Source organism: Vibrio harveyi (genome assembly GCF_030060435.1).
In the GTDB taxonomy this organism is placed as follows: domain Bacteria; phylum Pseudomonadota; class Gammaproteobacteria; order Enterobacterales; family Vibrionaceae; genus Vibrio; species Vibrio harveyi.
In genome coordinates this window covers 2,147,867-2,160,552 of sequence record NZ_CP125876.1, presented here as the reverse complement: position 1 = coordinate 2,160,552, position 12,686 = coordinate 2,147,867, and the positions used below count along the sequence as shown (strand labels likewise).

Below are 12,686 nucleotides of genomic sequence, written 5' to 3'. Positions count from 1 at the left end.
TTATGTTGTATGAAAACACTTCGAATATTATTTCTCATCTTGATTTACATGCCAGCACAAGTGTTGGCTTTTGAGCTTTTCCCAATGGTGCAATTTCTTTCCGATTCAGGGAAAGAGACAACGGTATTTTTCAAGGTAACCAATACCTCTCTTGCACCTTTGCCTATTGAGGTGACTGGCGTTAAGCGATTAGTTGAATTCAACAACGAAGAGTCGCTTCTTGAAACCGATGACTTGATGATCTTTCCACCGCAAGTACTTATTCAGCCGGGGAAATCTCAGACCATTAAGGTGCAATACATTGGCGCACCCAAGGGTGTAGCAGAATCCTATCGTTTGATCGTGAGCCAATTGCCACTCAAAGCGGATGAAGTTGAGAAAGATGCCATACAAATGTTGTTCCGAATCGGAGCGCTTGTGTTTGTCTCTCCACAAGATGCGCAAGACCAATATTCCAGCGAAATCACTGTATCCAATGACAACAAGCCAAATCTGAAAATTAGCAATACAGGTTCAAGTGTTATTGAGTTAAACAAACACACTTACTCGGTTGATTGGCAAGGTCAAACGAAACGTTGGGATTGGGAGCAACTAGAGCCGGTTCTACCGATGCAATATCTCGTGCCAAACCAGAAAGTTCAGGTGAACGTCGAGTCACTTCTTGTGAACTAACGACACCCAGTTTTCATAACGTCGCTGACATACACGGAAGGTTACAATGTGGCGCGCATTCGTCGTATCGATCGCTGTCCTTATTTCTGGGGCTGTATGGGGAAGCTCTTACAGCCTCTCCTTACCCCTTGTGTATGAACAAAATCAGCTTGGCGAACTCCCTGTTGAAATAAACGGCATGGCTCTTGAGCGAGTGTCTGTCGATGCCCTCCAAGATTTGCTCGGAACGCGCGTGAGTCCGGAATGGTGGTCGCAGTTTTTTGGTTCAGAGCCGTCAACATTCGTTGATATCGAAACACTCGCTGAGCGAGGTATCGAGGTGACACTTAATACTGAATCCTTGTTTATTGACGTTCGGCTCTCGGCACAAATTCTTAGCGAACAAGACATTACTTTGTCGTCTGGCTATCCCGATTTTATTCCCTCTGAAAGTGGCTCGATAAACTGGTTAAACAGTTTTAGCTTCGCCTATAACAATTATTGGCAAGAGGATGTTGAGACTTGGGATTCGTCGCTGGATTGGTTGTCACAAGGCAATATCGGTGGTGCCAGTGGTGTGAATTTTCTTTTAGCCAATTATCTTGAAGCGGATAACGAAACCACAAAGTTTTCCCGAGGTGAGTGGATTGCTTTCTATGATGATCCAAACTTACCGATGCGTGCTTCCACAGGGGATGTTATCAGCGGTGAATCCGGACATATTTATGGCATGTCCTTGGGTGGTTTTTCTATTGAGAGTCGATACGCTGACTTACAACCGGATCGTGAGACAAGCCCAGAGAGTAGCCAACAACTTGTTCTGCTCGAATCCGCTGAAGTGGAAGTTTATGTCAACGGTGAACGAATTTCTGGTGGGCGATTGGAGCCGGGACGTTACAACCTCAAGAATCTGATTTTAGATAACGGTGCTAACGATATTACGGTTGTCGTCAACTATGTTTCTGGTAAGCAAGAAGTATTGCGCTTTACTCAATTTTACAACGCTAAGCTGTTGAAAAAAGGTCTGATTGATTACTCGTTTTCCGTTGGGCAGCCAATCATCTATGACAACCGTCAAGTAGAATACGAAGAGGAATGGGTAGCGACAGGTTACTTAGAATATGGTGTCACTGACTGGTTAACCGCAGGTGCAAACGGCTTATATGCTCAAGATGGTTCGATATTTGGGGCTCTGACTACTTTCAAAAGCGGTGTAGGGAATGTGACTGCTCGTTATTCGCTAAGCTCTGCAAGTTTGGGAGAAGACGGTTGGATAGCTTCCCTTGATTATGAAAACAGCATTTTTGGAAGTGGGGAAAGCCAATCTCCCAACCTACGTTTTGCGATTGAAAAATCGGATGATTTTCAAAACAAACCTTGGAAAAAATCCCAAGAAGGCAACTCATATACACAATATCTCGCAAATTACTTTTGGCAGATAAACAGTAAATTTGATCTGACATTAACAGGACGCCTGACTCAACTCCCTCCTGATGACGATGAGTTACGTGGTTCGGTCTTGCTAAATTGGCGACATGGTGGTTTTACGGTAGGGGTTGGCAGCGAATACGAAGAATCCGAGCGTTATAACGAACCGGATACACGTTTCTTGTTTACCTTTGAATACAATTGGTATTCGGATGAGCATGGAAATCGTATAGGCCTCTCTTACAACAGTGAGAATGAACGGAGCCGAGCGTATTTTAGTAATGAAGGTTTGAACTACGTTGGTGACTATGGTGTAAGAATCGAAGCTGAGCAGGACGAATTTCGTGATACCCAACGAGCTCAATTGAGTTACACCGCAAATCGTTTTAGAGCAGAATCTGAAGTAAGTCGTGATGTAGTGAGAAAAGAAGATACCGAGCAATACCAAGCTTCACTGCGCCTAGCGACTGCAGTTGGAATGGTTGACGGTGATTGGGGGTGGGGACGTGCGACTAGTGGCCCTTTTGTTGTGGCAGAAATGCACCCGACGTTGGGTGAAGCGACTGCGAACCTAGATGTAGACTCCCAAGGAAGACCAACCGCAATGGCGACAAAGCATCTTAATGGTCTTGTCTCGATCTCCCAACCTTATGCTCGCTATGCGATGGATTATAACGTGATGGATTCTCCTGTTGGTTATGACTGGGGAGATGGCAAACTTGAGCTAATGCCGGCGGCGGCAACCGGATATTTGTTGACGATAGGTTCCGATGCGTCATACACGGCGAGTGGTTATTTGAAGCGTTTTAACGGTGAACCTATCGAGTACCGACAAGGGCGTGTGTTGGTTGATGATGAACAAATTGAGTTTTTTACCAACAAGCAAGGACGATTCTTCATTCAAGGTCTACGTCCTGGCATATATACAGTTGAGCTTTATGGACTACAGATTAGCCCTGTCGTTATCTCGATTCCTGAGTCTGATACGAGCTTAATCGATTTAGGTGAAATCACAGTAATGCCGAACAATGACAAATAATTTAGCGCATTGTACTGGTAAAGGAAAAGGAGAATAGGATGAAAACAGTTAATCGCAGTGATGTCTTAACATTCGCAACCGTGCTATTTCTTACTGCTTTTGCTTCACCGTTGTTGGCGAATGATGCCAGCGAAGCGCAGTGTGGGGGGACATTTAGGGTAAGCATCAATGATACACCTTATAAACCTCACGTGACGCAACCTGATACCTTGTGGTTTCAAGGCAAAATAGAGTTAGATAGCCAACTAGTTAACTGTATGAGCGGCATTGTCATCAAGCCTTCAAATGGTTGGCAGCAGGTTGTTTCTGGCCCTCAAGGTAAGATCAATTCGACCGTCCTTAACACGCAAAGAAAAAGCCTAAATAGAACCCCTCAAGGAGACTTTTTACTACCAAGCCGTGGTAGTAAGCAGGTCGATTTTTGGGTGCAAGTGCCCGAAGGAAAAACCATGCAACCGGGCAATTATCGGGCAGATTTTGAATTTTCGTTACTTGGCAAGCAAGTTGAAGTTGGTGTGAGAAATGCAGGGCTCGACTACACGATAAAGCCATTCGTACGAGCACGCATAGAGGCAAATTCAAGTTCCAATGTGTCTGTTTCTGGGGCAAGAGTGACGGTGGATATGGGGAATTTAACAAAGCAAAACCGAAGGGATTTGGACATTGTCGTGGTGAGCAACGCTTCCGTAAAACTTGAGCTCGACTCGTTGAATCATGGGCACCTTGTCAATACTAGGAAACCGAGTCATAAAGTTCCGTACACCACATTTTTGCAAGGTCAGACTCTTGGGTTGGATAGTCCGGTGCTTTTAAATACTCACCGTGGGAACCAAACTCGCTTCAATATGGCTTTTGAAAATAAGGCCGTGCCAGGTGCTGCTGCAGGGTTATATGAAGATGAGATGACCATTAGTTTGATTGCCTACTGACTAACGTAAGTTGAGACGAATAAAAACGCCGCAATTGATGCGGCGTTTTTTTGTTCTTGCTGAGGATTATTGGATGTCCAATAGCTCCACATCAAAGATCAGTACACTTGCTGGTGGGATAGGGCCAGTACCGTTTTTACCGTAACCAAGTGTGCTTGGCACGAACAGGCGGATTTTCTCGCCCACAACCATGTATTGCAGACCTTCTTGCCAGCCTTTAATCACCTGATTTAGACCGAATGTGATCGGCTCACCACGTTCTACTGAACTATCGAAAACCGTACCATCGATAAGCGTGCCATGGTAGTGAACTTTCACTTTGCTAGTTGCAGTTGGATGAACGTCGCCCGTTCCTTTCTCAAGAACAAGGTATTGCAGACCACTCTCTGTGGTAATCACACCTTCTTTCTTGCTGTTTTCTAGCAGGAACTCTTGCCCTTTTGCAAAGTTTTCGTCTGCCGCTTTGTGGTTTGTCCAAGTACGGTAGATAAAGAATGCCGCTAGGACGAAAATAATAAGAGGAAACAGAAATTTAGACACAGTAGCTCCTTGTCTTATTTTGGTTGTTTTAGCAGGTAGTTGATAGTGTCAGCCATTGCTTCAACGGTCTCGTGGCCACCAGTGACTACTTGGTATTTACCATTTACGATGAAGGCAGGAACTGAGTTGAGTTGACCACGAGTCGTGATCTCTTCTGCTTTAGTAATATATTCAAACAGTTTCGTTTGTTGTGCGTCGTCTAGCTGGTAAGGGCTTACTAGGTTACGAGACTCAAAAGCTTTCTCTACCGCAGCTTGGCGCTCATCGGCAGTTGCATCTGCACCCATTTGAACGGCAGCAAACAGTTCTTCCATAAACGCTTTGTCCGGAGTGCCGTTAACTTGCATTGCCGCTGTATAGAAAATGATCGCGCTGATTTGCGCACTTTCGTTAAAGGTAACGTGCATCTTCTCAACTTTCTGTTCTGTCAACGATTCAATTTGAGGAACGAACTGCTCCATCGTACGACAATGACCACAGGTGAGAGAAAACGCTTCAGTTACTGGTGCTAAGTTGTATTCAGCAAGAGAAACTGGCAGAACTTCGTATTGCTTGCCTTGTTGTGGCTGACTGTTGCCGTTGTCACAAGCTGTTAGGGCAAAAACTGCGGCAAAAAGTGCAGCGCCTTTAGAAATGGTTTTGAACATGGGTAAGGCTCTAAATAGTAAAATTGGTGCTAGTTTATCGGTTAACGGTATCGACGAAAACCATTAATACGGCTTGTTACACTAAAGTGAGACAATCGAAGAAAGTTTAGACAAAACATGGCAATGACGTTGTGTTTAGTGCGCTCAGCTATTGAAAATTCGTGAAGTGAAACGCCATTAAGCGACAGTTTAGTTAACGAGATTTTCTTTGCTCTCTTATCTACCAAATAATGTTTGATAAAAATGAATGCCCAACTTAAATCGTTGGCATGAACTGTGCTTGTGTATTGAAGAAAATATGGTAATAGGCACTAAAGTTTGGGCGATTTAAGCCGACACAGTGAACAGGAATTCATTCTACGTTGGTAACGGTATGAAGCATTGGTTTTTAGTGGCATGCGGTCTATTAGCCGGGTGCACGAGTATTAATTCAGATATGGTTCCGGGCGGTAATATTCTCGATACTGCCCCGAGAACTAACTCAGAGCTAAGACATCCAGAGTGGGGTTACGCGAAATCTTACGTGTCAACTCCACGTTATGTTGCTCAGACTCCGAGTACAGCTGGAAAAAAGTCACAGGGCGTGACGTCACTGGAGATGTTTTTAAATAGACATCATATCGCCCATGAAACCATCAGTGGCGACCACCTTATGGTGCGTTTGAAAGAACAAGTGCATTTCCAAACGGGCTCTGCGAGATTATCATCGCAATCTCAAGACTGGATCCGCAATCTTGGACATTATCTTGCCGGGCGTACTGATGTTGATGTGGTGATAGACGGTCATACAGACAGTACAGGCGCAGAGAGTTTTAATGATTCGTTATCGGAAAAGCGTGCTCGTGAGGTAGAAAAGCAGCTACTTGCAACCAGCTTGCCTCGTCAAAGAGTGTTCTCTCGTGGCTTTGGCGAATATGTGCCGCAGTGCAGTAATACCACAGCAAGCGGTAAGGCATGTAATCGTCGAGTGGAACTGATGCTGATTGTCGATCAGTAAGCGCCCATATCATTGAATTGAGATAAAAGAAAAGAGGCACCGTATGGTGCCTCTTTTGCATCCGCCAATGTTCTTAGGGGGAACTAGGCAAATTCTTTTTCAATGTAAGCGACGATGTCTGAAGACTCGTAAAGCCATTGCGTCTCGCCATCTTTTTCAATACGCAGACAAGGTACTTTTACACGACCGCCACCTTGTTCAAGTGCTTCGCGATGTACTGGGTCGTTTTTCGCATCACGTAATTCAATGTTCACGGATTGACGTTTCATAGCACGTCGAACTTTTACGCAGAAAGGACAAGCTTCAAATTGGTACAGTGCGTAGTTTTTGGCTTTATCATCAACGCTTTTCTGTGCTTCTGCCGAACGTTTAACGCCACGGGGAGAGAATACTGCATTGAGAAGTAGAATGATTTTTCCCAAAATCCAACGGATAAACTTCATAATGATCCCTTGATGTTCAGTGGATGAGTGTCCTTGTATGTCATGCAACGAACTTACGTAACGAAGTCGTTGAGCGTAGAAAGCCGTTGCATGAAAGGGCGTAGTCTATCAGGTGTTTGGTTTTGACAAAACCATGTATTTTATGAGGAAAACAGACGTTTTACCCAACCAAATAGCCCGCTTGCTTTTACTGGGTTAGCTTCTTTACCAAGATAGAAACTCTGCATTAAATCGGTACGAAAAGCATCCAAATCCATGCGCTTAATCACTAACTCATGTTGCAGGATATTTTGCGTTTGTTCTGCATGGTCATGAGCAAGGCTAAAATCCATATTTAGATAGCCTTGGGTGTATAGCCATAAATGCGTCACCAGTACTAAGTCTTCGACCGACTGATTGGTGAACTTTTCCGCGTGCTCTTCACCAAGCGTGTCGTTCAACACTTGCTGCATGTGGTGAGTGGAGGTGGCATGTTGTTCATACAGGGCGCTGGCTTCGATGTGAGATTTAGTCAAAAGCCCAAGCATATGCAGCGCAGGGGCTGTGTCAGGCTTGTTTTCACATACTCTAATGAACAATGGGGCTTGTTCTTTTGTCCAACGTCGCCTTGCAGCCTTATGCTCATTAACGAAGGGAATGTTTTTGAACCCCATTTCTTGGATCAGTTCATTAAGAGGCGTCATTACTTTGCAATTCCTTCACCGTCACTTCGACGTGTTGTTCGTTAATATCAACGAAAATAGAGGTGCCGGTAATCATAACAGATAGGCTAGTGCCACGGTCAAGGTGTTGTGAAATCAAGTCGATAGCATCGTAGTCAAGGCTTGCCACATCCACTGGAAGCATGCCAAATTTGCCCGCCATCTTATCCCACCAAACGGAGGCTTTGGTGTTGTAGGTATAGACTTTTACTTTCTTAGCCAAACGGGTCGCTTTCTTGATGCGATCTGGTTCTGGTTCGCCAATCTCAACCCAGTGAGTGATAGATTGGTCGTCCTCTACACGCCACAAATCTGGTTCTTCTGTTGTAGATAGACCCTTAGTGAACTCAAGATCATCTTGTGCATTCAAGCAGTAGGCGAAAATACGAGCCAACATGCGCTGTGGCTTTTCTGAAGGGTGAAGGGCGATAGTAAGATTTTTTGAATCGTAGTAATCGTTGTTCATATCAGAGATTGCGATACGAAACTTGTAAATTGTTGGTTTTAGAGCCATAGGAAGTATCGATAAATGAAGGGCAAAAAAATAGCCAGCTAAAAGCTGGCTACCATATCAAAATCTTAAAGGATTAAACTAGAGTGATTTTCTCAGCTTGTGGACCTTTTTGACCTTGAGTGATTTCGAATTCTACTTTCTGACCTTCAACAAGCGTACGGAAGCCGTCACCTTGGATTGCAGAGAAGTGAGCGAAAACGTCAGGACCGTTTTCTTGTTGGATGAAACCGAAGCCTTTAGTTTCGTTGAACCACTTAACTGTACCAGTAGCTTTGTTAGACATGTCTATTTCCTAAATATCTAATTTTATGTAAATCTTCGCCTAATCGGCGCTTATAGCGTGGAAAAATAAATTGCTATTGCGTACCACAGGACGGGGGAGTTACGAGTAATCCAACGAAATGTGAAAACAAAGAACTTTCTTTCTAGCCGTGTTCGAGTCTAGGTTAATTACGGGTATAGTCAACATATATCGACCCATCAAGGGCAAATATTTGTATCTAGTCACTTTTTATACGGTGTATTTTTGATGAATTTTCAAATAAATGACGTTGTTGTGAAGTTTTTGGAGAATAAAATGAATTTTATTATACAAATTTGACTATTTTCCCTAATTATTGTCCAATCTGGTTCGACCATTAAGGAGGAAGTATGGTAAAGAACAAATCTAATCCTCAGCCAAATGAATTGAATCAAGATACCGAGTTTGGCAGAGGGGAAATCAAAGACAACGCACTTAAAGCTGTCGTCACTAGTCAACTGTTTAGAACGCGGGTTGTGAAAGCCAAAAAAGGCAAAGGCAGCTTCAATCGGAAAGCAAAACATAGAGGCAAAGAGCCCTATTCAAAGTTCTCACTAAAGTGGATTTTGAATAGGGCTTTTTTCTTATCTGAAGGTGATGGCGAGAGGGGGTTTTAGCGTTCTATTTTTGGAGAGTAAATTGAGTAAGCCGTGATTTGCCCCGCAACGATAGCAGAGAACATAAACAGCGCAGACAGACCAATACTTGGAATGGGTAAAATAGATTGTTCAAACACGGATTGGCTTGCGCTTACTAAGACGCGGCTACCCGGAACCAAAATGATGATGCCTTGAACAATGTAGATAGAGCCAGTCAGTTCCATCTTTTTCGCAATCCAAGTTCCGTACAATGTAATTAGAACTGTAGTTACCCAAGTCCCCACAACCCAGCCACTTTCGAAACCAAGATAAAAAGGTCCCCACATGCCCAGCATTGCAACGGGTAAGCCAAGCAGAATGTCGATAGGGCGAGCGTTAAAGATCACTCCAAGGCTGGCGGAGATTAAGAATAGCCCGCTAATGTGCATCCAAATCGGGATTTCATTGGTGTAGGCGATGGATTGCGCTTGTCCCCAAATGGCTTCACCGATATTGAGCCCCATGGTGATGCCAACAAACAACTTGATCAACGTAAGAGCGCATTGCCCCAATAAACTGGTCCCTGATACCAAATCATTAAATGCGAGACATTCAAGGGAGTTAGCGATGGAGAGGCCGGGTACAAATAAGACAATCGTTGCGATACATAGCGCCCAAACAGGGATCGGCAGTCCAGTGCTGGACAGGTACGCAACAATAATACCTGTGAACAAAGCCGCAATGAACTCAACTGCAATTGCACGTCTCGTTCGGCAAACTTGCTGGCATCCCCAGACCATAAAACCAAGAATAAAAGCAAAGCCGACCGCTTCTAAAGTACTGCCGACCAGCATCAAGTACGCGGGTGGAATGCCCATATTCGCCAATGCAATAACCCATGAAGGATATCCAGCAGGCTCTGGGACGGGTTCGCTACTCGGTTGGTTGATTCGAATGATGGTGTTAGCTAGCAAACTTAAGTTGATTGAAGCTGGTTTCAAGCGCTTGAGTACCACTGCATTGTTATCATCTGGAAATTGATAATTGATCGCGGTTGGCGTGGCTTGAATCATCACATCCACGCCATGTTTTTGCGCGTAGTGCTGAGTGTATTTCTCTACTTTGTATGGCGCACAGCCACTACGATGCAGCGTATCGCCAATTTCGACGATTTTGTTAATTCTATATTGAGAAGGCATGGCGAAAGCGAAAATTTCGAGTCACAAAAAAATTGCGCGTAAGTTAACAAAGTGATTCTTGTCGAGCGAATAATCATTAACTTTTTTGTGTGATTTTGTGGACTGTGTCAGGTGTTACTCATGTCGCTAAAAGGCTCAACCCAGAGAAACCCGGAGTTTCGAACTTTTATTCATATTAAATTCATAACAATTCGTGATGATTCTATAAAATAATCTAATGTAAAAGTGCCATTTTTCAGTGTAAAGGTACTAATTTAGATTCATATCAATAAGAGTTGCTACCTAAAGAAAGAACCTCTGCTATACCTTTAGTTCTATTTAAGTCTTAGATAGCCCTTTAGGGTAGGTTAGTGAGAAGTAGGTATGACCTTCATGCGTTATAGTACTAATGATTGGAAAAACACAATATTTGGCATGTTTCTGCTGCTTATTGTTGCGTTCCATTCCAGCGCAGTCTACGGGCACGAAACTAAGCAAGGTACCTTAGTTGTTGCTAATTCAAAAGCATGGAAACCCTTCTCATACCTTACGCCAGACGGCGAGCCGCAAGGCATCTTGATTGATTTCTGGCGCGAGTACTCCGTTCGAAATGATGTTCATGTGAAATTTCTTTTGCTTGACTGGGAAGAATCTTTACTAGCAGTAAAAGAGGGACGAGCAGATATCCATGCTGGATTGATATTTTCTGCAGAGCGCAGCCAGTATCTGAACTTTGGCACAGTGATAATGCCTATCGATACTCAACTTTATGTCAACAGTGACCTGTTAGGAATTGACGTGGAATCGGTGCTGAAAGGTGAGTCGGCAATGGAAGTTGGTTTGGTGAAAGGAGGATACGAAGAGACTTTCGTTCGTAAACACTACCCGAACGCGGCAATACGGTTGTTTTCGAATAATGATGCGTTGCTAAAAGCGGTTACGAATAAGCAAATTTTTCTGTTTGTCGCTGATACCCAGGTATCCAATTTCTACATGGCAACAACACCTGACTCGGTGACTTTCTTACCTGCATTGCATCTTTACAGCAAAGATTTAAGAATCGCGACGGGTGACGGCAGTGCAAAGTCGATTGAAGAGGTATCGAGGAATTTTGAGATAGTCATGGAGGCAAATAAGGACCGGATCCTCAGTCGTTGGATTCATGTTAAAACCGTCTATCCAGCGTATCTTGCTCCACTTGCTGTTTTTGCGCTGATTATTGCTGCCATGTTCCATATTTTTTCACTTAAGCGTACGGTTGCTTTGCGTACTCGGCAACTCACTATGGCGAATCAACAGCTTTTTGAGCTCACCCTGACTGACCCTCTCACTAAGCTTTATAATCGACGTCACTTGATAGAAAGGTTAGCGACGTTAAGTACAGTAAAAAGAAACCTGACCGTGATGGTGTTTGATATTGATGACTTTAAATCCATCAATGATCAATTTGGACATTTGGTTGGGGATCAAGCTATTGTTGCTGTCGCGAATACAGCAAGATCTGTCATCGATGAACGAATGACTTTAGCGCGCATTGGTGGTGAAGAGTTTGCCTTAGTAACGGCTTCGCTCTCTGCAGAGGAAGCAGAAGCTCTTGCTCGTACAATTTGCACCCAAGTAAATTGCGCACCAGTGACCTTAGATGGACAAACGATTAGCGTGAGTATCAGTTTAGGGTGCGCGTATTATCCAAAATTTGATGAACAACCAAGCCTGCAAGATGCTGATCAACTTATGTACCATGGCAAGGCAAATGGGAAGAATCGCGCTGTATTCCAAATCATCAACAGAAACAAAGTGGAACCATTACTTCGTAAAGCTCAGTAAAACTTTGAGCGTGCTCTCGCTGACCTTCATCCTCTCCTTGCTATACTGATTTGAACTCCCTGTTTTTATTGTTATTTATGACGCGAATAGTGTTGGATTTCAGTGTTGAGGACGGTTATGCGTACTGGTTTGTTATCTCTATTGTGTTGGTCCATTTCATTTACTGCTGTGGCTGAAAGTGCTTTTGATATCGTGCAAAAGTCAGATCAAGCAATGCGCGGCGATTCCAGTTATACCGAATCTACCATGGAGATCATCCGTCCTGATTGGACTCGGTCGATGACCATGAAGAGTTGGACCAAAGGGACGGATTTGTCTTTGGTGTTGGTCACGGCGCCAGCCAAAGATAAGGGCAGCGCCTCTCTAAAACGACAAAGAGAAATGTGGAATTGGGTGCCGAGTATTGAGCGCGTCATCAAAATTGCACCATCTATGTTAAGCCAATCGTGGATGGGCTCAGATTTTACCAACGATGATTTGATCAACCAGTCTTCTATCGTGGTCGATTATCAACATGAATTAAAAGGCGAGGATACGTTTGATGGCGACAAGGTTTGGGTGATAGACGCCGTTGCAAAGCCCGATGCTCCTGTGGTTTGGAGCAAAGTAACGTTGTGGATTTCCAAATCGACCTATCTGCAGCGCAAAGTAGAATTCTACGATGAGTTTGATGAGCGAGTGAACGTAATGACGACTTATGACGTGAAAGAGCTCGGCGGGAGAAAATTAGCGACCAGAATGGAAATGCAGCCGCTTGATAAGCCAGACAACAAAACCGTACTCATCACCCACCAAGCACAGTTTGATTTCGATATCGATGACAGTTTTTTCTCTCAGCAACAGATGAAATCGCTGCGCGACTAAGTTTGGGTAAATGAACGGCTAAAAGAAGAAACGGACAATCACACATCAA

The 12,686-nt window shown here is 43.9% G+C and carries 14 protein-coding genes; 7 read left to right on the top strand and 7 right to left on the bottom strand.

Translation table 11 applies throughout. The features are described 5' to 3' along the window. Nucleotides 1-9: 9 nt before the first annotated feature. From QMY49_RS25940 to QMY49_RS25930, 3 genes are read left to right on the top strand one after another with little or no spacing between them, the layout of a single operon-like run. A complete protein-coding gene (locus tag QMY49_RS25940) occupies nt 10-672 on the top strand; it encodes a fimbrial biogenesis chaperone (protein WP_020480898.1) in 663 nt (220 codons plus the stop codon). A 46-nt stretch (nt 673-718) separates the two neighbouring features. After that, entirely contained in the window at nt 719-3,118 is a 2,400-nt protein-coding gene (locus tag QMY49_RS25935) for a fimbria/pilus outer membrane usher protein (protein ID WP_283315396.1), read from the top strand. Between the two features lie 38 nt (nt 3,119-3,156). Next, nucleotides 3,157-4,047: a hypothetical protein gene (locus QMY49_RS25930; RefSeq protein ID WP_009696211.1), complete on the top strand. Its 891-nt coding sequence runs from the start codon at nt 3,157-3,159 to the stop codon at nt 4,045-4,047. 66 nt (nt 4,048-4,113) lie between these two features. Here the strand turns inward: QMY49_RS25930 and bamJ are convergent, their stop codons facing one another. Both bamJ and QMY49_RS25920 read right to left on the bottom strand, forming a co-directional pair. Further along, nucleotides 4,114-4,587, bottom strand: coding sequence for a BamJ family beta-barrel-assembly machinery protein (gene bamJ, locus QMY49_RS25925; RefSeq protein WP_005453668.1), 474 nt, complete (start codon nt 4,585-4,587; stop codon nt 4,114-4,116). Between the two features lie 14 nt (nt 4,588-4,601). Then, nucleotides 4,602-5,234 carry a thiol:disulfide interchange protein DsbA/DsbL gene (locus tag QMY49_RS25920; RefSeq protein WP_283315394.1) on the bottom strand — a complete coding sequence of 211 codons (633 nt, stop codon included), beginning with the start codon at nt 5,232-5,234 and terminating at the stop codon, nt 4,602-4,604. Nucleotides 5,235-5,607: 373 nt separating this feature from the next. On the opposite strand from QMY49_RS25920, the gene QMY49_RS25915 reads away from it, so the two are divergent. After that, on the top strand, nt 5,608-6,231 hold the full coding sequence (locus QMY49_RS25915; RefSeq protein WP_017188748.1) for an OmpA family protein: 624 nt from the start codon (nt 5,608-5,610) through the stop codon (nt 6,229-6,231). Between the two features lie 83 nt (nt 6,232-6,314). On the opposite strand, the gene QMY49_RS25910 is transcribed toward QMY49_RS25915, so the two are convergent. The 4 genes from QMY49_RS25910 to QMY49_RS25895 all read right to left on the bottom strand — a co-directional run bounded on the left by QMY49_RS25910 (nt 6,315) and on the right by QMY49_RS25895 (nt 8,172). Beyond that, nucleotides 6,315-6,674, bottom strand: a complete 360-nt coding sequence (locus QMY49_RS25910) for a glutaredoxin family protein (protein ID WP_017819296.1) — start codon at nt 6,672-6,674, stop codon at nt 6,315-6,317. A 140-nt stretch (nt 6,675-6,814) separates the two neighbouring features. Then, nucleotides 6,815-7,357, bottom strand: a complete 543-nt coding sequence (locus QMY49_RS25905) for a hypothetical protein (protein ID WP_283315390.1) — start codon at nt 7,355-7,357, stop codon at nt 6,815-6,817. Further along, complete coding sequence (locus QMY49_RS25900) at nt 7,344-7,889, bottom strand: YaeQ family protein (RefSeq protein WP_258456428.1); 546 nt, start codon at nt 7,887-7,889, stop codon at nt 7,344-7,346. Before QMY49_RS25900 ends, QMY49_RS25905 begins: the two co-directional genes overlap by 14 nt. A gap of 73 nt (nt 7,890-7,962) precedes the next feature. Continuing rightward, nucleotides 7,963-8,172 (bottom strand): cold-shock protein, encoded by a 210-nt coding sequence (locus tag QMY49_RS25895; RefSeq protein ID WP_005433440.1) that lies wholly within the window; start codon nt 8,170-8,172, stop codon nt 7,963-7,965. A gap of 368 nt (nt 8,173-8,540) precedes the next feature. Between QMY49_RS25895 and QMY49_RS25890 the strand changes: the two genes are divergently transcribed. Continuing rightward, nucleotides 8,541-8,807, top strand: coding sequence for an alternative ribosome-rescue factor A (locus QMY49_RS25890; RefSeq protein WP_005453679.1), 267 nt, complete (start codon nt 8,541-8,543; stop codon nt 8,805-8,807). On the opposite strand, the gene QMY49_RS25885 is transcribed toward QMY49_RS25890, so the two are convergent. Further along, on the bottom strand, nt 8,804-9,967 hold the full coding sequence (locus QMY49_RS25885; protein WP_050925397.1) for a threonine/serine exporter family protein: 1,164 nt from the start codon (nt 9,965-9,967) through the stop codon (nt 8,804-8,806). The genes QMY49_RS25890 and QMY49_RS25885 overlap by 4 nt on opposite strands. 363 nt (nt 9,968-10,330) lie before the next feature. Here QMY49_RS25885 and QMY49_RS25880 point away from each other — a divergent pair, with 363 nt between their 5' ends. Together QMY49_RS25880 and QMY49_RS25875 are read left to right on the top strand one after the other, a co-directional pair. After that, nucleotides 10,331-11,773, top strand: coding sequence for a transporter substrate-binding domain-containing diguanylate cyclase (locus tag QMY49_RS25880; protein WP_050936284.1), 1,443 nt, complete (start codon nt 10,331-10,333; stop codon nt 11,771-11,773). Between the two features lie 117 nt (nt 11,774-11,890). Further along, on the top strand, nt 11,891-12,637 hold the full coding sequence (locus QMY49_RS25875) for an outer membrane lipoprotein-sorting protein (RefSeq protein ID WP_069219191.1): 747 nt from the start codon (nt 11,891-11,893) through the stop codon (nt 12,635-12,637). Nucleotides 12,638-12,686: the final 49 nt, after the last annotated feature.